Source organism: Ferdinandcohnia sp. SAFN-114 (assembly GCF_059415045.1).
The window spans coordinates 18,416-40,970 of sequence record NZ_JBPFDQ010000038.1; the positions used below are offsets into that span (position 1 = coordinate 18,416).

The following is a 22,555-nucleotide window of genomic DNA, read 5'->3' on the forward strand; positions in this document are numbered from 1 at the left end:
TCGGGACTTCATCCAGCTTATGAAAGACTTTGAGCAATGGACAACGATGCGTTCGGGACTTCATCACGCTTATGAAGGACTTTGCGCGATGGACGTCCTGGTGTTCGGGACTTCATCCAGCTTATGAAAGACTTTGAGCAATGGACAACGATGCGTTCGGGACTTCATCACGCTTATGAAGAGGATTCACACCAAAATCAAGGTTCCTTTTTCCCTTCATCTCGCTTATGAAGAGGATTCACACCAAAATCAAGGTTCCTTTTCCCCTTCATCTCGCCTATGAAGAGGATTCACACCAAAAACAAGGTTCCTTTTCCCCTTCATCCCGCTAATGAAGAGGATTCACAGCTAATTTCAGATTACTTTTCCTCTTCATCCAGCCTATGAAGAGGATTCACAGCTAATTTCAGGTTCCTTTTCCTCTTCATCCAGCCTATGAAGAGGATTCACACCAAAAACAAGGTTCCTTTTCCTCTTCATCCAGCCTATGAAGAGGATTCGCAGCTAATTTCAGGTTCCTTTTCCCCTTCATCCCGCTTATGAAGAGGATTCACAGCTAATTTCAGATTACTTTTCCTCTTCATCCCGCTTATGAAGAGGATTCACACCAAAATCAAGGTTCCTTTTCCCCTTCATCTCGTTTATGAAGAGGATTCACAGCTAATTTCAGATTACTTTTCCTCTTCATCCCGCTTATGAAGAGGTTTCACACCAAAATCAAGGTTCCTTTTCCCCTTCATCCCCTATGAAGCGGATTCATCTCGTAATCAAAATTCCTTTTCCCTCTCCCCCCTCTAACCTCAACTCTGCTAAATCTACATAAAAAATCGGTGCCTGATTCCCAGCGAGATTGCAAGATTACGATACTCACTGGGTGCCAGGCACCGATTCCGTTTTACCAGAATTAAGTGGCAATCCAACTCTAACACTCTATTTGGTATAACGGTTCGCGTAGCATGAGGCCACGAATGCATTTGGTTTTATTTTCGGTTCCACACCAATTGCTTCCATTCGTGTCACCATTTCCTTCACAAATTCACGTGTTTTGTTTCTCTTCCCTGCTCCGATGTCAATGTGCCCCTCCATTGTGAATGAAGCACCATCATATATATAAGGGAGCACGATATCGATGAGTTGATTTTTCTTCTCTTCGGTAAACAATGAAACAACTTCCTCCGATAATGATAATTCATAGGAAATGCGCTCATGCAATTGTTCCATTCTCCTTGGAACAACCACTTTTCGGATACATGCCCAGACACCTTTTCCTTCATTAAGGATGACAACACCTGTTATAAAGGTAGTTTGTCTTGGGTGCACTTGAGAATCTGTCCCAATAATGAGCCTGAATTTCCCACTAGGTTGGGAGCGCATGAACTCAGTAATATGCTCAAAAACTCGATCAAATGACATCCGTTTTTCCGTGAGATTTTTAAATAAGAAGTGATTGTTTGAATTGTTTTTCATAAATTCATATCACAACTTTCCCGGTCTCTTTATTGACCTGCTTTTATACATTTTATGACCGGAAACAGAATAATGTGTGCTAAATGATGATTTGGTACAAAAATTGAAGCCCCACAATAAAAATCATGCTATTTTTCCTAGTACTTTGTTACCTACTTTCACCCACTTTTTGATTGTATAATATTACCATAATCCTAAATTGGAGCGTGCATGTGAAAAAAATGAAAAAACAAACAATTGATCCATTTGATTCCATTCTGTCAGAAGCCATAAATAATCCTGAGAAGCGCTATTATTTTTATAAAGCCCTCCTGGATTTAGAGGTGGTTGCAATCGGCACGGTTTCCTCCAGCACAAATGGAGAACCTATTTTGAATTTAAAGTATATAGAAATGAATAATGAGCTTGTTCTCCCTGTGTATTCAAGTATTGAGAAATTCAACTCCATCTATAAGGGAAACTATAAATATATAAAAATCTCCACACGTATGTTACTAAAACTAATTGAGTCAGATACCCCATGGGTTCTTAACCCTGGTTTTGATGTTAGTAAAAAGATTATCCAACAGGAACTCGAAACACTACGGGACGGAAGAATTTTACATTACTTTTTTGAGGAGTTAAGTGTTGAAGAAAAACAGAATTTCTTAACAAACCAAATGGAAGGAATCCCTCAATCTGTTCTAAGTGTTATTTCCGACAATTTAAAAAGCTTTCCTTCAATCAAAAACGCATACTTTACCCATATATACAATCCCGCTAGTGCAAGTAAGCCGATTCCATTTATTGGATTAACGGTAGACAATCAAGATGCGAAAAGTTCCGAGAAACTAGTATTGGATGTGTTTAAAACCGTTGATACACTTTCTAATCAGCAAATTGAAATTGTGATTCTACCAGAAGATTTGCCACTAACAAATTCGATTATAGATCAGACCAACCCCTTTTATACTCGTACATCAATAGATGATTTGAAATCCATGTTTCGATAATATTCACGAAAGGAGGTTTCGAAATGGCTCAAATAGACATAAAAGTGAATAGTGTCCGCTCCTCAAACAGTCGGTTAAAAGGAATCACTTCCGATTTAACAGATACACAGAGTCGAGTATCTAGTCTACGCCATGCGATTGACAGTCAAATCACTAGTAGGCAGGGCATTGCATTAAATCTAAATAATGTAGCTACTTCCATACATGATATAGAAAAACGTCTCAATCAACTGTATAGTTTCGTGGATACTACCATGACTCGGTATGAACAAGCTGATAAACAAGTAAACTCTCACTCACAACATTTAACCGCGCCTCCTACAAAGTCGTTTTGGGATTCGGTTGGAGATTTCTTTGGAGTTGTCGGCAGGTCTGTTAAAGGATTTGCAACAGGACTATGGGATGCCGTCGCATCCACTGTAGAAGGGATCTGGCATGCAATTACACACCCAATAGAAACGATTAAAGGATTAGTTCATGTTATTCAACACCCAGTTGAAACAGGAAAAGCGATATGGGATGCAATCAAAACATCATGGAACGAAGATGTTGTTAACGGTGATGCTGAAAGTCGAGGAAATTGGTTTGGTCGCGCTTTTGGAGAAATTGCGTTGGCAGTTGTAGGTGCAAAAGGTATTGATAAAGCAATAAAATTATCAAGAGGAGCAAATATTGTTGATGAGGTTGGTGGGGTTCGGATCGTTGATAATTCAGGCTCTAGTAATAAACCTGATGCAATAGACCCAACTGACGTGGGATTTACGATTGAACCAAGAATTGTAGATGAAATATTACAGACTAATAAAGGAAATCGTCCTGACCCTTCGACCTATTTACCACAAGAGTATATCGTAAATCATTTAGCCAAATTTGATGATGGTGTTACCAAAATCGCTTGGGCAGCACCAACACGACCATTAGGACCACCTGGAGGAACGTTCGTGATGCCAAAGTCGGTTGCTGACGAACTAATCACCCAATCCAATGGAAATGTAACAAAGTTAGAGGAATTATTAAGTTTAGAACCAGGCACACTTGGCGAAACGCCAGTTCGAATCGACATATCTCATCCAACAGGACTAAGAATGCCAGATGGTAATGAACTAGGTGCGAATGAACAGTGGATTCCTGGTGGCTATACCGGCGGAGGAATACCTGAGGCTACCATCGATCAAGTCCCACTTGATAAATTAGTAGTAACTGATTTATTTTTAGATTAAAGGAGTGAGGAAAAAGTGAAAAAAATATTCTCAGATTATGGCATTGATATTCACGAAAATAATGGTCAGTACTTCCTGACATTTGACCAAGGTGAAATTGCTGTTCAGATGACAACTATTGAAATCTCAAAAGAAGATGCTGAAAAAGCCCAACAAAGTGCGAATGATGCTTATCAGGTAATTATTAAGCACCAGAATAATGCAAGAAATTCTAATGTGTAATCTAGCAAACCTTCATTGGTTATGGTAAAGACCAAAAATGCCTAGACCCTTAATGGGCTAGGCATTTTTATTATTTCAAAACATTCACTGCTCCCTCTCCCCTTCAATCTCAATCACGCCTTTCAAATCGCCCTGCACGCTTTATGATACAAGGGGAACTTTTGAGCGGTAGGGTCGTTGGTTGTTGATGAGGTTGGCGGAGGTACGCAATATTATTCAAAAATAGAGGTTGTAGATGACTTCGGTAACAAAGTTCCTGCGACAGTCGAAAACTTAATCAAATATGGTTATATTAAATAAGAAAAAGGGAATGAAATAAATGGACAAAGATCAACTATTACAAATATGCAAATATGTAGGTATTGCAATTAAACATGATAATCATATCTTGATGGAAGTGAAGTCACCTTACGAAAATTATGCTCAACTCGAGTTTAGCAATGGTAAATATGAGTATTCTGAAATTAACTTTGAAAGACAACCTAATCCAAAGAAAGAAAACATCGTTATGTTTAATGATGAAGCAAAAGCAACAAAGTATTTCTTAATTAAATTATTAAAGAAATTCTATTTTTATAAAATTTTCCCTTCTGATAACCCAGTTCATGATCTCAAAAACACAAATGAGCTAATTGCCTATTTCCAAAAACTTGGGATTTCAAGTAAATATTATCATTTCAACACAATAAGTTCACAGACTATTCACTGTGAGATAGATAATAGTAATAACATGCTAATTAGTTATATTGATGTTAACGACAAAAAAAGCTTTACCACTATGCCACTAAGTGTAAATCGAGGTATTTTTGTTATGTATCGATTGACTTATTCTTTGTATTTAATTAAAGAACTTGAGCAAAAACTAACCCTGCAAGGGCTTCTAAATGAAAAATTTGATGATGAAGATATCGAATTATTTATAAAATAAATCAACATAACCATGATCAATATTAATCTCGTCGAGGTATGATTGTTGAAGAGATATTTTAAAACTAGAAAAAGAGCCCTGATATAGAGGAGATGTGGTCATTATATGACGAAAGAACAGGCACTGCAAAAAATTAAAGACGAGAATCTACAATTTTTTAACTGGTTTAATGATCATGACATTAGTCCGAACGAAGTGTTAATCAGTCAACAGGGGAATACCTGGAAGGTTTCCACAACAGACGAACGCGCAAATGCTATTTCCGAAAAAGATTTCGACAGTGAGGAACAAGCATTAGAAAATTTTATTAAAAGAGTACGTGGATTGAACAAGTTTCATAATCTATCTAAATAGAGATATTCCCCTAGGTTTTAAATTTTAAAATAATACTGAGGAAACAATTATGAGCGTATATGCAATTTATCAGAATAAGAACTACCCAGTGAATATTCGGGGTCAAGTACTTCGTTTAAAATGTGTATATAAAAATAACGGCTTTCAAGAACTTATTGATTTAGCAGGAAACAAGCACAAAGATATTTTTATAAAAGAGGTTTCCTTTGATGATGTTGAGCTAGTTTATGAGTTAAAGATTAACGCAATTTTTAAAGGAAAGGAATTTGAAACCTATGGGGTTGATACCTCTACATTAGAAAATAATTACATTCTATTATTTAGCAAGGAATATGAAGATGTAAATAATTACGGTTTCATCAAACACGAACAATTTGTTTACCAAAAAGAGGCAAAACTTGAAGACATTGATTCGTTAGTTGAAATAAAAAAGCCAATCTTAAAGTGGGAGAACCAGCCTGAATCTCGGAAAACAATTCCCAGTAACAAAATTCAAGAATATTTAAGAACAACCAAAAATGCCTAACCCTATAAAAAGGCTAGGCATTTTTATTTCGAAGCCTTCACTGCTCCCTCTCCCCTTCAATCTCAATAACGCCTTTCAAGTCATCTTGCACGCTTTGTTCTGCAAGGGGAACTTTAGAGCGATAAGCAGAGCGCACAATTACATGCGCCGCGACTGGAGCTGTAAGGAATACGAAAAAGATTCCTAGAAATAAGCGAATACTAAAAGTACCTTCCATGATAAAGAATAGAAACGTTCCTACTAGAGTAAACAGAACGCCCATCGTTGAGCTTTTTGAAGCTGCATGAGCACGTGAATATAAATCAGGTAATCTAATTAAACCAACTGCACTTAAAAAACTAAAGATAGTTCCCACTAATATCGATAAAACTGCAAGGACTTCTAACACCTCAATCGGATTGCTTACGCCGCTCAATTACAACACCTCTTTCAATGAATCTCGCGAAGGAAATCGTTCCGATGAAGGAAAGGATCCCAATTAATAAAATCACTTCAAAAAAACCAGTATTCCTTAAAAACACGGAAAAAATAGCTACTCCCGAAATGATATTAATCCCTAAGACATCAAGCGCTTGGACTCTATCAGAGGCTGAGGGGCCTTTCACTAATCGATAAATCGTCGCAAAAATAGCGAATGTTAAAAAAAACAATGAAATTATTAAAATGATTCTGATCATTATCGCGTCACCCTCTTTATCGCCGCTTCAAATTTTTCCGTTGAACGTATGACAGCATCGCTTGATTCCGGGATATCCATAGCATGTATATAAAACTTTTTCTCATCATGTGATACTTCAACAACCACCGAACCAGGGGTTAACGTTAATAACATCGCAAGCAAGGTTATCTCCAAGTCCCCTTCTAGTTCCGTCTCTAAGGTAAAAATGCCCGGTGTGATATTAATTTTTGGACGCATAACTTGCTTAACAACTAACACACTGGATGTAAATAATTCTTGGATGAAAATAAAAAATAATCGTAAAATAGCAACCAAGGTCACGATATAGAATTGATGAGGGAAATACCTCCGTAGTATAAATAGCACGATTAGACCAAATAAATAACCACTAAAAAAGGTTAACACGGACCAACTATCCTGAAGGAACATCCAAATAAAACCGATTAACAAATTAATTAGAACCTGCATGGGCATTGATACCACCCCTTTCTTATATAAAGAATAACTCGGGATTTTTCATAACATATTATCCAAACGTTACCTCTTCACGTTCAAAAAAACTTACTCTAAAAAGGCACTACCCAAGACCGCCTCAATATAGATTGTTGGATTCAAAATCACTTCAACTGCAAGGTCAACATACTCACTAATCCATTGAGTCCCTAATCCAAGCGTAATTGTCAAGCCGGTAAGAATGCCCATCGGTAATAATAACCCTTTTAAAGACTTAGTTGCGCTTTCCTCTGGTACGTCAGTATAACCCCAGAATCCATTCATAAAAATTTTCATCACAGAGTAAAGAACCATTAAACTTGTAAGTAAGCCAATTCCACCAAGCCAGAAATAGCCCGTTGCGAAGGTCCCCTCTGTAATAAATATTTTTCCTAAAAATCCACTAAGGGGTGGTAATCCTCCGAGTGACAAAGCTGCAACGAAAAACATCCACCCGAATTTTGGTTGTAGGCGCATTAAACCACTGAATTCTTTTAAATTACTAGACCCAGTCAGATAAATGATAGTTCCTCCTAAAAGAAAGATAAGTGCCTTTACAATCATATCGTGGATTAAGTAGTAAATAGATCCGGTTATCCCTTCAGCAGTTAACGATGCAACCCCTGCTAAAATAAAGCCAACTCCTACGACCACATTGTACGTTATAATCCTTTTAATATCCCAATAAGCCACGGCCCCAAAGGCTCCAAGCAACATCGTAATAGCTGCTAAAACACCGATTAATAGATGTGTCACTTCTGGTTCATGGTAAAACACAAGCGTGAATACTCTCATAATCGAATAAATTCCAACCTTTGTTAACAGCGCTGCAAAGATTGCTGCAATCGCTGTTGGTGGTGCACTGTATGAACCCGGTAACCAAAAGAAAAGGAACAGTCCTGCCTTTAAACTAAACACAATCAAAAATAGGATTGCGACTGTCGTCATAACACCGTCCTGACCGACCTCAGCAATGCGAACTGAAAGATGTGCCATATTTAATGTACCTGTCATCGCATATAAATAGGCAACAGCTACTAAAAATAAGAAGGAGGAAATCAGGTTCACTAATATATATTTGATAGATTCCCTAAGCTGTATTTTCGTGCCACCCAAGGAAATTAAGACATAGGATGAAACAAGCATGACTTCAAAACATACGAATAAGTTGAAAATATCCCCTGTAAGAAAGGAACCATTAACACCTGTAATTAAAAATAAAAAGAGCGGATAAAAATAAAATAGTTCTCGGTCCCTCCCAATTGTGTAAAAGGCATAAATGAGACAGCACAATGCCACAATGCTAGTGACCATAACCAAAATAACAGCCAACATATCTGCAACCATACTTACACCAAAAGGCGCTTCCCATCCACCTAACTGGAGAACCTGAATTCCATCTATTTTTATTTGTTGCATCAGTACCAATGAAACCGCAAATATACTTACTACTGCAACTATACTAAGCGCCCTCTGCAGCATGATATTTTTTCGAAAAATAACCATAATCATCCCAATAATAATAGGGATGATTATTGGAAAAATAACTAAATTACCCATCGTTTTTACCTCTCAATGCTTGCGTATCGTCCGTGCCTAAAACCTTATACGCACGGTAACTTAGCACTAAAAATAAAGCAGTGGTCGCAAAGTTGATGACGATTGCTGTTAAAAGTAGTGCCTGTGGTAATGAATCTACATAGGATAATCCCTTTATTCCCAGTAGCGGAGGTCCACCCTTTTCGAGGCCCCCCATTGTAATAATGAGTAGGTTCACACTATGACCGATTATAGATGTTCCTAATATGATTCGTAATAGAGTTTTCGTTAAGATAAGATAAACCCCGATTGCAAATAAAATCCCGACAAGAATAGACATTAATGTTTCCATTATCGATCATCACCTATACTCATAATAATTGTGAGTGATGTTCCAATGACCGCCAAGGCGACACCTACATCAAACAAAACCGCTGAAGCAAGCTCTGTTTCTCCGAAAACAGGGAGCTCAATATATCCAAATGTTTGGGTTAAAAATGGCTCATTAAATAGCAAGCTTCCGACCCCTGTGCCAACTGCAATTAATACTCCGATCGCAGCAACCACTTTAAAATCGAGGGGCAAATTTTTGCGAACCGTTTCTATATCAAAGGTTAGGAACAGAAGGACCAATCCGGCTGAAAAGGTCAAGCCTCCTATGAAACCACCGCCTGGATGGTGATGACCAGAAATAAACAAGTTGATTGCAAATGTAAAAATAATAATAACCGCAATCTTAGTGATACTTCTTATAATGACGTCATTCGGCTCTTTCATCTGAACCCTCCTTTACTAAACGTAGCTTTATTAATGAATAAACTCCTAATCCTGCAATGCTTAACACCAGAATCTCAAGCATTGTATCAATACCTCTAAAATCCACAAGAATAGCATTGACGATATTCTTGGCTCCTGCAAGTTCATAGGCATTTTCATAGTAGCTTGAAATCGAATCAAATAATCGATTTCCATTCACAGATAATGCCACTATTGTTACAACTACCCCTGACCCAATAGCTATGACCGCATTCGTTAGCTTGAACGGGATTCGACTAATTTCTTTTCGCAATTGCGGTAAGTGATAAAAACATAATAGGAAAAGAGCGGTTGTGACGGTTTCCACAACCAGTTGAGTCAAAGCCAGATCTGGTGCACGGAATAAGACAAAGAAAAATGCCACTAAATATCCTAGTGCTCCCACTGCAACAATCGAAGAAATTCTTGATTTTGCAAATAGAACGGTGACAGCTGAAACTACAGAAACGATCATAATCGCGATTTCAAATAGTGTAGCCGGATTATCATTTGATGAATCAAAGGAAATCCCATCAAATAACCAGATTGATCCCCCGACAACGATAATCATGAAACCAAAGATATAAACAAGATAATCACGAATAAAACCTGTCATATAAAAGTTTGTAATCAAACCATAAATCTGTTCCAATTTATTTAAAGAAAGATTATAGATATGGTTAATTGTTAGTGACTGTGGGTAAAACTTGTAAACCCGGTACCATTTTCTAATATTGAGATAGAGAATCGTTCCGAGAACAACTACCCCGATTGTCATCCAAAGTTCCTGATTCCAACCATGCCACGCCGTTATTTTCAACCTCAACACATCTGCCTCTGCAAGCATCGGCAATACAGACGTTAACGCCGGTTTTAATAAATACTGTGAGATCAGATTCGGGAAAAAGAAACCGAGAATCACGAGTGACCCTAAAATTATCGGAGGTATTAACATTCCAAGTGGCGCTTCATGAACAACTCGGTCATTGTCGAGCTTATATTTCCCTCTAAATGTTTTAAATACAAGTATCATACAGTAGATAAATGTAAAAACACTGGCGATCCAAGCAATGATAGGAATTAATACTCCTATCGTTCCCATGTTAAAAAAGTCCATTTTTGCTGCATTATTGACCGCTGCAAAAAACATTTCCTTACTTAAGAAACCATTAAATGGAGGCAGTCCAGCCATTGAAAAGGCGCCTATCACCATTAGCGTAAAGGATATAGGCATAAGATGAATAAGACCACCCAACCTTCGAATATCACGAGTCCCTGTTTCATGGTCAATAATCCCGACTACCATAAAGAGACTCCCTTTAAATGTCGAGTGATTCAGCAAATGAAACAGTGCTGCAAAGACGGCTGTGCCGTATACAGCTGTTTCATCCCCCAAACCGAAATACATCGCAGCTGACCCTAGACCAAGAAGACTCATGATCAAGCCTAATTGGCTAATCGTTGAGTATGCCAATAGAGCTTTTAAATCTGTCTGTCGTACCGCATTAACAGATCCGTACAGCAATGTAATTAAACCTACTCCCGTAACAATCCAAAACCATTCAGATGAGCCACCAAAAACAGGAGTTAATCGTGCAACTAAATAAATACCTGCTTTAACCATTGTGGCTGAATGTAAATAGGCACTAATAGGGGTCGGAGCTTCCATTGCATCTGGGAGCCAAATACTAAAAGGAAATTGAGCTGATTTCGTAAAAGCACCTAATAAAATTAATACCATTGCTGGTACGAATAAAGCACTCGATGTTATCGCATCAGTATTCATCAACATTTCACGAATGCTATAGGTTCCGGAGTTACTTGAAATCATTACAAGTCCCGCAAGCATCGCTAATCCACCAAAAATTGTAATTAGCATAGATTTTTGCGCACCGTATCGTGATTTCTCACGTTCATACCAATAGGCAATTAATAGGAAAGAAGATACACTTGTTAGTTCCCAAAATACATAAAGAACAAAGATATTATCAGAAAATACTAAGCCAAGCATGGCTCCCATGAACATCAGTAAATACACGTAAAAGTTATGGAGTGCTTCACGTTCTTTTGATAAGTAAAAAATGGAATATAAAATAACCAAGGCACCAATACCCGTAATTAATAATCCAAACATTAAACCTAATCCATCGATATAGGTAGTAAAATTAATATTATAGGAAGGTATCCAAGGAAGGCTTGTAATAATGGTATTCCCATTTGCAATATCGGGAATAAATGTAATAAGATAAACAAAAATCAGAAGTGGCACCAGGAACACGAACCAGCCCGTATGAATGCGAGGACAAAACTTCTTATATAATATAGGAACAAACACGGCGAAAATAAATGGCAGCATGATTAAAAAATGGAACCAATACATTGGAATCGCCTCCTTAGTGGATGATTTTTACAAAATGGCTGAATGGATTGACTCATTTTGTAGCATGCGATATAGTCATACATAGTTTATAAATTAAAGAACATTTTTTAATACTTTTGTAATCAGTAGCTAATTAAATTCCTACTGAAATATAGCTTAGCGGTTGCCTCGATTTACTCAAATATCGGATCTAATTAGCTAAGTGAATTTTAATAGGTGGTGTGATAAATGTAAGCCCAGCTAAATTAAGGGTTTATCCTTTAGTAGTTCCTTATTTGCTTGTTATTTATGAAACGGAAGTTGGCTAGGCCAATGATTTCACATCAACTTCGAGGTGAGTAATAATGAAATTAATAAAAGAGCGAATGGACGAGAGTATCCTTGTCTGTGTATATTATGGCCCAAATGGTGAACGTCTCATCCAACGTGGTTGCAAGATTGCAAAAATGCTAGATTGTCCACTTTATATCTTAACTGTTGATCCAAAGCCTTTCGATGATCTCGACCCTGAAAAGGTAAGCTATATTGAAAGATGGAAAGAGTTAGCTGACCAACATAGTGCGGATGCGTTTATTATCAAGGACAATGAAAAAAGACCAATTTCAAAAGTAATCGCAGATGTTGCAAGGGAGAAAAATGTTACCCAAATAATTCTTGGCCAAACTGCACAAAGTCGTTGGGAACAAATCGCAAAAGGTTCAATTATAAATTCATTATTAAGAGAGATTCCTTTTGTAGACCTTCATATCATATCTGTTGCCCGTTACCTTAAAAACACTGAAGGCCATTTTGACAAAGGTGTTCGTGCATATCTAGTCCAAGAGGGTAATGTTTACCGCCTCATCTTTAAACATACAAAAAATGTCCTTTATGAAGGTATCTTCTTTAAGGAATTCGGTACAGACTTTAATAATGGAATATTTAAATTCATGAAAGACCAGAAGACATTACAGGTCCAAGTGAAAGAGGATATCGTTTCTGATTTTACAAATGTAGAAATGAATACAAATTTAGACGACGATGATGACTTTTTATGACCACTCCGCTATCAAGCGGAGTTTTTTTTTGTACTTTATTATTTATAGGTTTACGTCCACTTTCACTAATTGCTTCTCTTCGTTATTGATTCCGATATATTTGAACGTTTCGGATGGTGAATGATGGTTGTAGATATCCATTAATATTGAAATTGCAATTCCTTTTAGGTATGCATGATAGCCAAATGTTTTTCGAAGAGTATGCGTTCCGATCTTCCCAGAAACTCCCACCTCTTTAGCAGCATGATTAATAATCCGGTATGCCTGCTGTCTGGAAATTGGTAGATTATCCTTTTTTGATTTAAATAAAAAATCACTGCCTTCGTATTCTTGTGAGCTTAAATACTCAGTAAGTTCATTTTTTATCATATTATTTAAATAGAAAGCTTTAACTTCCCCACTTGTTATGTCATTTATATAGAGGAAATCCTTCATTCCAGATTCACCCCATACGTCTTCAACACGTAATGAAAGTAAATCACTAACCTTTAATCCTGTGTTGATCCCAAATACAAAAAATAATAAGTCCCGATGGGATTGCTTTTTAAGCACTTCCTTAATTTCATTTATTTTATTTACGTCTTTAATTGGATCGACAAATTCCATCGATATCCCCCTACTAATGTTACATAACTTAAAACTAACATACATTAAGTAACATGACAAGAATCATGCTTACAAATTTTTTAGAGAAATGCCCCTCACTTTTTTTTGAATAACAACATGTACTGCTAAAATCTCAAATTTTCAGCTAATAAATTGGATTATTTTATTTGGAGCAGGGCAAATTATAAAAAATCTTATTAACTTTATTCAGGAAAAGTCCACCACTTTATACGTAGTGGGATGAGTGCACTAATAGTAACTATTCAGAAGGAGAATTTGGACTGAATAAAGTTAAAGCCCTAGGCGGACGTCATGATTTTTCGGAGGTGTTTTTTCGACCATAAGATCAAAGACTACTAACGCCACTTCCTGTGGCAACGTCTTTGTGACCCACCTCGTGTGGGCCTAAGAATCTGGCGATATTACGCTAAGCGGCATTTGATTAATTTTCACTATTATCACAATGGAAAGGAGTTTTACGGGATGAAAAGGTTTGGATGGGTTATTATTGTCCTGCTTGTTGTAATTGCCATCGGAGCTGGTGTAATGATTTCAAATAATATCGGCAAAGAAGAACAAGCTGAACAAGGAGTCGAAAACCAAGAAAAAGAAAAGCAGAAAGTAGACAAGAATAAGCATTTTTCAGTACAACACAAGGATTATCCTGGAAAAGTTGCCCCGAAATTTTCAGCTGAGGATTTGACGGCGGCACCAACAGGTGATTGGATTACACATGGTGGAAATATCTTCAATGGTAGGTACTCTCCGCTAGACAAAATCAACAAATCAACTGTAAAAGGCTTAAAAGCTGAATGGGTTACAAGTCTCGGCTCAGGTTATGAATTTAAATATTCAGGCGAAGCAACTCCAATTGTCTATGACGGGGTTATGTTCACCATTACCGGTGCTGATGATGTTCAAGCAATTGATGCTAGAACTGGTGAATTAATTTGGGAATATCGCCCTGAATTAGCAGCGAACTTAGATACGGTCTGCTGTGGATGGACAAGTCGTGGTGTTGGATTAGGCGATGGAAAAGTCTTTGTCGGGCTATTAGATGCAAGACTAGTTGCATTAGATCAAAAAACAGGCGAACTTGTTTGGGAAACGAAAGTTGAGGATTGGGAAAAAGGATATAACATCACTAGTGCCCCACTTTATTTTGATGGATTGGTATACACAGGGGTTGCTGGAGGTGAATATGGAATCCGCGGTTTCGTTGCTGCATTTGATGCTGATAAGGGTAAAGAAGTTTGGAAAACCCATACGGTTCCTGGACCAGGTGAGGTTGGACATGATACCTGGCCGCAAGACACTGATGCATGGAAAAGAGGCGGAGCAGCTGTATGGCAAACCCCAGCAATTGACCCAGAGTTAGGACTTCTCTATCTCTCAACTGGTAATCCATCTGCTGACCTTGATGGAAGCACTCGTGAAGGTGACAATTTATTTGCCGATTCCGTTCTTGCATTAGATGCGAAATCGGGTGAGTACAAATGGCATTTCCAAGAAGTACACCATGATATTTGGGATATGGATGCGCCAAACCCTGTAGTTTTATTTGATGTAGAAATGAAAGGAAAGATGAGAAAAGGTATTGCACAAGCTGGAAAAACTGGCTGGCTCTACATACTGGACCGAACTAACGGTGAACCACTGATCGGCATTGAAGAAAAACCAGTACCACAGGATGAAAGACAAAAAACAGCGGCGACTCAGCCGTTCCCGGTTGGAGATAATTTTATTCCACAGGGAGTCACAGAAGAAGATGTTAAAAAAGATTTTCCTGAGGGTTGGAAAGGAAAAATCGGTACGATCTTCACACCGTTCTGGGATGAGTTTGTTACATTAAAACCGTCACCACAAGGTGGAGCAAACTGGCCACCTTCAGCTTACAACCCAAATACTGAGCTGTTCTATTTATTAGCAAATGATACGTATTTTTCATACTCACATCGTGAAGGTGATGAGGCGAATAATTATAAAGAAGGCGAAGTTTGGCTTGGTAGTATATGGCAGCCTGTTAATGGAGCCCCTGGCCGTGGTGTGGTAACAGCCATGGATATTAAAACAAACAAAATTGTATGGCAAAAACATTGGGATCAAATTGCCTATAGCGGTCTATTGACAACAAAAGGAGATCTCTTGTTTACAGGTCATAACGATGGCCGAATCATCGCATTCGACGCAACTAACGGGAACGAATTATGGGAGTTTAAAATGGATGCCGGAGCAAACGCACCTCCTATCACATATGAAATTGATGGTAAGCAATATATTTCAATTTTTGCTGCAGGTAACTCACTTGCAGGAACAACACATGGAGATAAAATCTATACCTTCTCACTTGAAGGTGCGTATGCATCTCTAGAAGATATACCTGAAGATAAAATCAACATATCACCAACAGCAAATGATCCTGCCGCTACCGATAAGAAACAAGATGCAGAAGAAAGTGATAGATCAACTGCACATGAAGGCGCAGACATTTACAAAAACAACTGCTTGGCATGTCACGGTGACAACGGTGAAGGTGGTCACAACGGACCAAACCTACAGAAGAGTGAAATGCTCCAAGACAGGGACGCTTTAATTAATCAAATTAAAAATGGTAGCGCTGGAATGCCTCCATTTAAGGACAGCTTGGATGATAATCAAATTGATGCATTAGTTGAATATTTACAAAGTCTTGGTAAATAACAGAAAAGGGAATCGTTTGATAACGATTCCCTTTTTTTGTTGGTGTCTGTTAACTAATGTTTGGTATCGATTCGCGGGGGTTTTTATTGACCCGATGAAGGACTTAAGCTTAAATTCCTCCTCATCACCTATGAAGGGGTAAATCACTAAAATATTTGACCGGTTTCCTCTTCATCGCCACCATGAAGGGCATAATCACCAAAATATTTAATCGCTTTCCTCTTCATCACCACCATGAAGGGCAAAACCATTAAAATATTTAATCGTTATCCTCTTCACCAGAACTATGAAAGGCAAAACCACTAAAATATTTGACCGGTTTCCTCTTCATCGCCATCATGAAGGGCATAATCCCTAAAATATTTGATTGGTTTCCTCTTCATCGCCACCATGAAGGGCAAAACCATTAGAATATTTAATCGTTATCCTCTTCACTACAACTATGAAAGGCAAAACCACTAAAATATTAGACCGGTTTCCTCTTCATCACCACTATGAAGGGCATAATCACTAATTCGTAAATAACTGAAACATCCTTAAGATATATTGTGACTTATCAACAGCGGAATTCACAGTGCCATACTCTTTTTATCGATCAATTAATTAAGAAAGATATACAAATATAATATCTAAAATTAAAACTTCGTTATATTCAGTAATTTAGTCCTATAATTTTGTGAACTCCATTTATATATTTAGCTTAATCTACGGGTAGACATTTACACATAATTTCACATTGTAAAAGTTGTAAAAGCATTGGCTATTAATGAAAATATAGAAATTCTTGAATGCATATTTTGTAATAAAATGCAGAAACTCTATTGTCCTTTAACGCTTTCATTAAAAAAATTATCAAAAAACACGAAATATTGTAGAAAAATGAAAAATAGATGTTATAATGTTCAATATCGTATAAAATTTTCTGAAAATAGGGGGCTTTATCATGAAAGGAAGAAAACTTTCCTGGATGGTACTCTTCCTCGTGTTTGCTTTAGTTTTAGCAGCATGTGGAAGTAATGAATCCAGTAACGAAGGCGAATCAACATCTGATGGCGCTAAAGACGAAGGAAAAACATACACATTTAAAGCAGGACATTCTCAAACAGAAGAACATCCTTATCATCTTGCATTACTTGATTTAGCTGAAAATGTGAAAGAACGTACTGATGGAAAAGTTACAATTGAAATTTTCCCACTTAACCAATTAGGTGCAGAGAGAGAACTAACAGAAGCACTTACACTTGGAACTGCTGATATGTCAATTTCATCAACAGCCCCAATTGCAAACTTCTATCCACAAATCGGAATCGTTGATTTACCATTCTTATTTGAATCAAGAGAACATGCATACAGCGTACTTGATGGACAAGTTGGTCAAGATCTATTAGCTGGTATGGAAGATGTAGGACTTGTGGGTCTTGCTTGGGCTGAAAATGGTTTCCGTCATATCACAAACGGCAAACACCCAATCACAAAGCCTGAAGACTTAAAAGGATTAAAAATCCGTACACAAGAAAACCAAATTCACTTAGATGCATTCAATGCTCTTGGCGCTCAACCAACACCAATGGCTTGGAACGAAGCACTAACTGCTCTTCAACAAGGAGTCGTTGATGCACAAGAAAACCCATTAATCATTGCTGATACGTACAAGCTTTATGATGCTAACCAAAAATACATGACATTAACAGGTCATATTTACTCACCTGCAGTTGTCATGTTCAGTAAATCCGTTTTTGATACACTTCCAGCTGAATACCAAGATATTCTTAAGGAAGAAGCAAAAATCGCGGGTGATAAAGTTCGTGAACTTAGCACAAAAGCTGACACTGATTCTTTACAGGTAGTAAAAGATGCGGGTATGGAAGTTATCGAAGATGTTGATGTACAACCTTTCCGTGACGCAATTCAATCTGTATATGAAAAGTACGAAAAAGACTTTGGTAAAGAAAACATCGAAGCAATCTTAAACGGAAATTAATCTAAATAAAAAAACTTGGTGAGTGCTCAGCACAATCCAAGTTTTTAACTTTATTCAGGCGGGGTTTGAACCCCGACTGAATAAAGTTAAAAGCCTACGGCGGAGACAAGCGATTTTCAAAGGAAGCTTTTATAGCGTAAGATCAAAGACTAGAACGCCACTTCCTGTGGCAACGTCTTTGTGACCCACCTCGTGTGGGCCTAAAAAATCTCGGCGAAAATCCGCTAATGCGCATTTAATTAGATAATAAGGGGAAATAAAGGTGATTAAAAAGATAGTAGATTTAATAAACGGATTTTTTAAATGGATACTAATCATCCTATTTTTTTTATTGGTAGTCGTTGTCTTTTTACAAGTGCTTTTCCGATTCGTTCTTGAACAGCCCTTGGCATGGACAGAGGAATTAGGACGTTACTTACTCGTGTGGACGACGTTCCTGGGAGCAGGTTATGGAATGAGTGTAAAAGCACACCCTGGGGTTGAAATTCTCTATGACGCTTTCGGACCAACCGTAAAAAAAATACTAAATGTAGTTATTTCAATTCTTGTTATCTTTTTCTTTTGGCAGATTATCGTCCACAGTTTCGACTTTATCGGCCGAAGCATGATTCAGAAGTCTCCGGTTCTTCAAATACCGATGGGATATATCTATACAGTAATTCCGATATCAAGTGTTCTTTTTATTATCAATCTACTTTATGTCGTAATTACTGAATGGAAAAAGGAGGCGAAGAACTAATGGCTTGGTTATTATTTGGGATATTAATCGTCCTTTTCTTCATTAATGTACCAATCGCAGTTGCCCTGGGACTCGCTTCTATGATTGTGCTTATGATTCAAGATAATGTTCCATTAATGGTTATAGTTCAAAAAATGTTTACATCAACAGACTCGTTCACATTGATGGCTGTTCCCTTCTTCATCCTAGCAGGTAAGTTAATGGAGGTTGGCGGGATTTCTAAACGACTCGTAGATTTTGCAATGACGATTGTTGGAAGAATGCATGGTGGCTTAGCGATGGTTTCTGTTGTAACATGTATGTTCTTCGCTGCTATTTCAGGATCTGGTGCGGCAACAACAGCAGCAGTTGGAGCTATCATGATTCCAGCAATGGTTCAAAAAGGCTATGATAAGAGCTTCTCTACTGCCATTCAAGCTGCAGGTGGAACAATCGGTGTTATGATTCCTCCAAGCGTACCAATGATTTTATTTGGTGTTATCGCTGGGGCATCAATCAGTGATTTATTCATCGCAGGAATTATCCCTGGTATCTTTGTTGGTATATCTTTAATTCTAGTTGCGTACTTTTTTTCTAGAAAACGCGGGTACGGTAAAGAAGAAAAAAGTTCAGTTAAAGAAATCTTCACATCCTTTAACAGAGCCATTCTTGCGATATTGATGCCAGTTATTATTCTTGGCGGTATCTATGGTGGAGTGTTTACTCCTACTGAGGCTTCCGTTGTCGCTGTTGTTTATGGATTAATAGTTGGTCTGTTTATCTACAAGGAAATTAAATGGAAGGACCTTCCTGAAGTTTTTATTCAATCAGCTGTTACATCTGCAGTTATTATGTTTATCATTTCGTGTGCATCGATTTTTGGATTTATTTTGACAAGGGAACAGATTCCACTGTCAATTACAAATGCGCTACTTGCAATTTCAGATAATCCAATTATCGTTTTAATTATTATTAACTTAATTCTATTAATTGTAGGTACATTTTTGGAAACATCTGCTGCGATTATCATCATGGCACCAATCTTGCTTCCGGTTACAACAGCTGTTGGCATCGATCCAGTTCACTTCGGGATCATCATGGTTGTAAACCTTGCAATTGGATTCATTACACCACCAGTTGGTATTAACCTATTCGTAGCATCCAATATCGCAAACTTAAGACTAGAAAAAATAGTTCGCGCGATTATCCCGTTCTTACTTATTTTAATTATCGACATCATCATAATTAGTTTCGTACCTGAATTGAGTTTGTTCTTCTTGGATAAATAATAAAGAACGCTTGCTTCCAACTGGAGGCAAGCTCTTTTTCTATTTTACAATCTACCGTTCTTAAAAATTCGATGATACAATCAAAAATACTTATAATAATTAGTATTGATTTTTTTATTCAAGTCCCAACGACAGGAGGCAATCCATGCAACAAGCTATTTTATCTTCCATGATTATTAAAAATATAAAATCAATCGAAGAATTACATCAGGTTCATGAATTAGAATCGACCGTTTGGAGTCCGGAGGATACGGTTCCGATTAGTCATACTGCAGCAACGATTAAGAACGGTGGGTTTATTTTAGGTGCTTTCTACGAGGAGCAACTGATTGGTTTTCAATATAGTTTCCCAGGTTTTGATGGGATTAAGCCCTACCTTGTTTCTCATAGTTTAGGAATTCACCCTGATTTTCGCAAGTTAGGTATCGGTGAAAAATTAAAGCATGAACAACGAGCGTTGGCAACGAAGATGGGGTATGATTTAATTTCGTGGACCTATGATCCTCTGGAAACAGTGAATGGTAATTTGAACCTACATAAATTAGGGGCAACATGTACTGCTTATATCGAAAATGCATATGGGGAAATGAAGGACGGTATGAATGACGGTCTTTCCACTGATCGTTTCGTTGTTGAATGGGCCGTAAAAAAAGTAAAACGTGGAAGTAAAAACTACGAAATAAGCAAGTTACCACTCTTAATACATGTGGAATTTGAAGATGGCTCCCTAGTTCCCGGAGATATAAACTTAGAGGAAAACAGTGATGCTTTGTTAGTACCGGTACCTGGCAATTTTCAAGAAATAAAAAGAAAAAACTTCAATGCCGCCATATTATGGAGAGAAAAAACAAAAGAAGTGTTTACACATTATTTAAAACACGGTTGGGTTGTGACAGATTTAGTAAATGACCCCGAGAAGAAAAATCAATATATGTACCTTTTGGAAAAATAATATTTTTTTGAGGAGAATTGGCTTGGAAATTAAGAGTATTATTTTACGATATATGAGAATGAGATTGCTCCACCCTTTTAAAACGAGTGTGGGAACAATTACGGATAAAGACTTTATTTTAGTTGAGGTTAAGTCAAAAAGCGGTTTGTCCGGTTGGGCAGAAACGGTCTCCGACGCAATTCCCATTTACCACGAAGAAACAGTTAAAACAAATTGGCATATGCTTAAGGATATTTTAATTCCGAAGCTCATGAAAACAGAGCTTAAACACCCAGATGATGTGTCAAAAGCTTTCAAGGATTTGCGTGGAAACTATAATGCAAAGGCGGCCCTTGATGGTGCCATCTGGGATTTATATGCTAAGGAAAATGGCATCTCATTGACTAAAGCGATCGGCGGCATTAAGGATAAAATAGAAGTTGGAGTAAGTGTCGGAATTCAAAAGTCTGAACAGGAGCTTCTTCAAAAAATCGAAGGCTTTGTAACAAAAGGTTACAAGCGTATTAAGGTGAAAATTAAGCCAGGTTGGGATATGAATATTTTAAAAGCGATTCGTAAGGAATTTCCGGAGATTCCGCTTATGGCGGATGCGAACTGTGCATATACCATACATGATATTCCTTACCTCAAACAACTGGACGAGTTCAATTTAATGATGGTCGAGCAGCCCTTAAGCTATGACGATCTCATTGATCACGCCAGACTGCAAAAAGAGTTAAATACCCCAATCTGTCTGGATGAGTGCATTCACACAGTTGAAGATGTTCGAAAAGCAATTGAGATTGGCAGTGGAAAAATCATCAATCTTAAAATTGGTCGTGTAGGAGGTATAACAGAGTCCTTAAAAATTCATAAGCTTTGTGAAGAGAACAAGATCCCGATGTGGTGTGGTGGAATGCTCGAGGCCGGGATAGGCAGAGCACATAATATCGCCATTACTAGTCTAGCAAACTTTACTTTACCAGGTGATACAGCCCCTTCTTCCCATTACTGGAAAGAGGATATTATTACTCCAGAAGTTACGATGAAAGATGGATATATTGAGGTTCCTACAGGGCTTGGAATTGGCTTCGAACCTAACATGGAAAAAATAGAGGATCTCATGCTCTATAGTGAAACATTTCATAATTACGAATAAGATAGTCCAAGAGAGATAATAAATGGAAAAACTATACACATGTGTATCATTTTTAAGCAAATAAGAGTTAAAAGCATTCGTAAAATAGAATTACGTATGCTTTTTTATAGATTGACTATATAAAAGCATTCGCAAAATCCAAAGAATGGTAGAATTGATTTCAAAAAAGATATAAAATGTAAAAATTCTCCACTTGCGTATCCTTTTTAAGAAAAAATATGATAAAAGCATTCGTAAAATAGAATTACGTATGCTTTTTTATAGATTGACTATATAAAAGCATACGCAAAATCCAAAGAATGGTAGAATTGATTTCAAAAGAGACAATAAATGTAAATATTATCCACTTGTGTATTGTTTTCAAGTAAAAATGTGATAAAAGCATACGTAAACAAGAATTACGTATGCTTTTTAATAGATTGGCAGTATAAATGCATTCGCAAAATCCAAAGAATGGTAGAAATGATTTCAAAAGAGACAATAAATGTAAATATTATCCACTTGTGTATTGTTTTCAAGTAAAAATGTGATAAAAGCATA

23 protein-coding genes are annotated in these 22,555 nt (G+C 37.3%); 14 read left to right on the top strand and 9 right to left on the bottom strand.

The window, feature by feature from the left end; all coding sequences use genetic code 11:
* Nucleotides 1-930: 930 nt before the first annotated feature.
* The gene (locus tag ACR65M_RS13570) at nucleotides 931-1,467 is read right to left on the bottom strand and encodes a ribonuclease H-like YkuK family protein (RefSeq protein ID WP_341332765.1); all 537 of its coding nucleotides are present in this window, start codon (nucleotides 1,465-1,467) and stop codon (nucleotides 931-933) included.
* 221 nt (nucleotides 1,468-1,688) lie between these two features.
* Between ACR65M_RS13570 and ACR65M_RS13575 the strand changes: the two genes are divergently transcribed.
* From ACR65M_RS13575 to ACR65M_RS13605, 7 genes are all read left to right on the top strand, one after another.
* Nucleotides 1,689-2,459 carry an enhanced serine sensitivity protein SseB C-terminal domain-containing protein gene (locus ACR65M_RS13575; RefSeq protein ID WP_440273571.1) on the top strand — a complete coding sequence of 257 codons (771 nt, stop codon included), beginning with the start codon at nucleotides 1,689-1,691 and terminating at the stop codon, nucleotides 2,457-2,459.
* Between the two features lie 23 nt (nucleotides 2,460-2,482).
* On the top strand, nucleotides 2,483-3,679 hold the full coding sequence (locus ACR65M_RS13580; protein WP_341332766.1) for a hypothetical protein: 1,197 nt from the start codon (nucleotides 2,483-2,485) through the stop codon (nucleotides 3,677-3,679).
* 15 nt (nucleotides 3,680-3,694) lie between these two features.
* Nucleotides 3,695-3,901, top strand: a complete 207-nt coding sequence (locus ACR65M_RS13585; protein ID WP_341332767.1) for a hypothetical protein — start codon at nucleotides 3,695-3,697, stop codon at nucleotides 3,899-3,901.
* A 177-nt stretch (nucleotides 3,902-4,078) separates the two neighbouring features.
* Complete coding sequence (locus tag ACR65M_RS13590) at nucleotides 4,079-4,201, top strand: hypothetical protein (RefSeq protein ID WP_440273572.1); 123 nt, start codon at nucleotides 4,079-4,081, stop codon at nucleotides 4,199-4,201.
* Nucleotides 4,202-4,220: 19 nt separating this feature from the next.
* On the top strand, nucleotides 4,221-4,829 hold the full coding sequence (locus ACR65M_RS13595; RefSeq protein ID WP_440273573.1) for a hypothetical protein: 609 nt from the start codon (nucleotides 4,221-4,223) through the stop codon (nucleotides 4,827-4,829).
* Between the two features lie 105 nt (nucleotides 4,830-4,934).
* Nucleotides 4,935-5,183 (top strand): hypothetical protein, encoded by a 249-nt coding sequence (locus tag ACR65M_RS13600; RefSeq protein ID WP_440273574.1) that lies wholly within the window; start codon nucleotides 4,935-4,937, stop codon nucleotides 5,181-5,183.
* Nucleotides 5,184-5,232: 49 nt separating this feature from the next.
* On the top strand, nucleotides 5,233-5,709 hold the full coding sequence (locus tag ACR65M_RS13605; RefSeq protein WP_440273575.1) for a UCP033725 family protein: 477 nt from the start codon (nucleotides 5,233-5,235) through the stop codon (nucleotides 5,707-5,709).
* Nucleotides 5,710-5,746: 37 nt separating this feature from the next.
* On the opposite strand, the gene mnhG is transcribed toward ACR65M_RS13605, so the two are convergent.
* From mnhG to ACR65M_RS13640, 7 genes are all read right to left on the bottom strand, one after another.
* Nucleotides 5,747-6,124 (bottom strand): monovalent cation/H(+) antiporter subunit G, encoded by a 378-nt coding sequence (mnhG, locus tag ACR65M_RS13610; protein WP_440273576.1) that lies wholly within the window; start codon nucleotides 6,122-6,124, stop codon nucleotides 5,747-5,749.
* The gene (locus ACR65M_RS13615; protein ID WP_309100504.1) at nucleotides 6,099-6,386 is read right to left on the bottom strand and encodes a Na(+)/H(+) antiporter subunit F1; all 288 of its coding nucleotides are present in this window, start codon (nucleotides 6,384-6,386) and stop codon (nucleotides 6,099-6,101) included. The genes mnhG and ACR65M_RS13615 overlap by 26 nt, the downstream gene beginning before the upstream one ends.
* Complete coding sequence (locus tag ACR65M_RS13620; protein WP_440273577.1) at nucleotides 6,386-6,862, bottom strand: Na+/H+ antiporter subunit E; 477 nt, start codon at nucleotides 6,860-6,862, stop codon at nucleotides 6,386-6,388. The genes ACR65M_RS13615 and ACR65M_RS13620 overlap by 1 nt, the downstream gene beginning before the upstream one ends.
* Nucleotides 6,863-6,949: 87 nt before the next feature.
* Nucleotides 6,950-8,440 (bottom strand): Na+/H+ antiporter subunit D, encoded by a 1,491-nt coding sequence (locus tag ACR65M_RS13625; protein WP_440273578.1) that lies wholly within the window; start codon nucleotides 8,438-8,440, stop codon nucleotides 6,950-6,952.
* Nucleotides 8,433-8,771 carry a Na(+)/H(+) antiporter subunit C gene (locus ACR65M_RS13630; RefSeq protein WP_099364023.1) on the bottom strand — a complete coding sequence of 113 codons (339 nt, stop codon included), beginning with the start codon at nucleotides 8,769-8,771 and terminating at the stop codon, nucleotides 8,433-8,435. The genes ACR65M_RS13625 and ACR65M_RS13630 overlap by 8 nt, the downstream gene beginning before the upstream one ends.
* The gene (locus ACR65M_RS13635) at nucleotides 8,771-9,196 is read right to left on the bottom strand and encodes a Na(+)/H(+) antiporter subunit B (RefSeq protein WP_341332775.1); all 426 of its coding nucleotides are present in this window, start codon (nucleotides 9,194-9,196) and stop codon (nucleotides 8,771-8,773) included. The genes ACR65M_RS13630 and ACR65M_RS13635 overlap by 1 nt, the downstream gene beginning before the upstream one ends.
* The gene (locus ACR65M_RS13640; RefSeq protein ID WP_440273579.1) at nucleotides 9,180-11,594 is read right to left on the bottom strand and encodes a Na+/H+ antiporter subunit A; all 2,415 of its coding nucleotides are present in this window, start codon (nucleotides 11,592-11,594) and stop codon (nucleotides 9,180-9,182) included. Before ACR65M_RS13640 ends, ACR65M_RS13635 begins: the two co-directional genes overlap by 17 nt.
* A 344-nt stretch (nucleotides 11,595-11,938) precedes the next feature.
* Between ACR65M_RS13640 and ACR65M_RS13645 the strand changes: the two genes are divergently transcribed.
* A complete protein-coding gene (locus ACR65M_RS13645; RefSeq protein ID WP_440273580.1) occupies nucleotides 11,939-12,631 on the top strand; it encodes a universal stress protein in 693 nt (230 codons plus the stop codon).
* Nucleotides 12,632-12,673: 42 nt separating this feature from the next.
* Here ACR65M_RS13645 and ACR65M_RS13650 read toward each other — a convergent pair whose 3' ends face one another.
* Nucleotides 12,674-13,237: a tyrosine-type recombinase/integrase gene (locus ACR65M_RS13650; protein ID WP_341332777.1), complete on the bottom strand. Its 564-nt coding sequence runs from the start codon at nucleotides 13,235-13,237 to the stop codon at nucleotides 12,674-12,676.
* A gap of 483 nt (nucleotides 13,238-13,720) precedes the next feature.
* Here ACR65M_RS13650 and ACR65M_RS13655 point away from each other — a divergent pair, with 483 nt between their 5' ends.
* The 6 genes from ACR65M_RS13655 (at nucleotide 13,721) to menC (ending at nucleotide 22,015) form a co-directional block, all read left to right on the top strand.
* Nucleotides 13,721-15,937: an outer membrane protein assembly factor BamB family protein gene (locus ACR65M_RS13655; RefSeq protein WP_440273581.1), complete on the top strand. Its 2,217-nt coding sequence runs from the start codon at nucleotides 13,721-13,723 to the stop codon at nucleotides 15,935-15,937.
* Between the two features lie 943 nt (nucleotides 15,938-16,880).
* Nucleotides 16,881-17,918, top strand: coding sequence for a TRAP transporter substrate-binding protein (locus ACR65M_RS13660; protein ID WP_440273582.1), 1,038 nt, complete (start codon nucleotides 16,881-16,883; stop codon nucleotides 17,916-17,918).
* Between the two features lie 262 nt (nucleotides 17,919-18,180).
* Complete coding sequence (locus ACR65M_RS13665; protein WP_341332780.1) at nucleotides 18,181-18,657, top strand: TRAP transporter small permease; 477 nt, start codon at nucleotides 18,181-18,183, stop codon at nucleotides 18,655-18,657.
* Nucleotides 18,657-19,925, top strand: a complete 1,269-nt coding sequence (locus ACR65M_RS13670; protein ID WP_440273583.1) for a TRAP transporter large permease — start codon at nucleotides 18,657-18,659, stop codon at nucleotides 19,923-19,925. Before ACR65M_RS13665 ends, ACR65M_RS13670 begins: the two co-directional genes overlap by 1 nt.
* A gap of 145 nt (nucleotides 19,926-20,070) precedes the next feature.
* Nucleotides 20,071-20,877 carry a GNAT family N-acetyltransferase gene (locus ACR65M_RS13675; RefSeq protein ID WP_440273584.1) on the top strand — a complete coding sequence of 269 codons (807 nt, stop codon included), beginning with the start codon at nucleotides 20,071-20,073 and terminating at the stop codon, nucleotides 20,875-20,877.
* Nucleotides 20,878-20,899: 22 nt separating this feature from the next.
* On the top strand, nucleotides 20,900-22,015 hold the full coding sequence (gene menC / locus ACR65M_RS13680) for an o-succinylbenzoate synthase (protein ID WP_440273585.1): 1,116 nt from the start codon (nucleotides 20,900-20,902) through the stop codon (nucleotides 22,013-22,015).
* Nucleotides 22,016-22,555 lie beyond the last annotated feature (540 nt).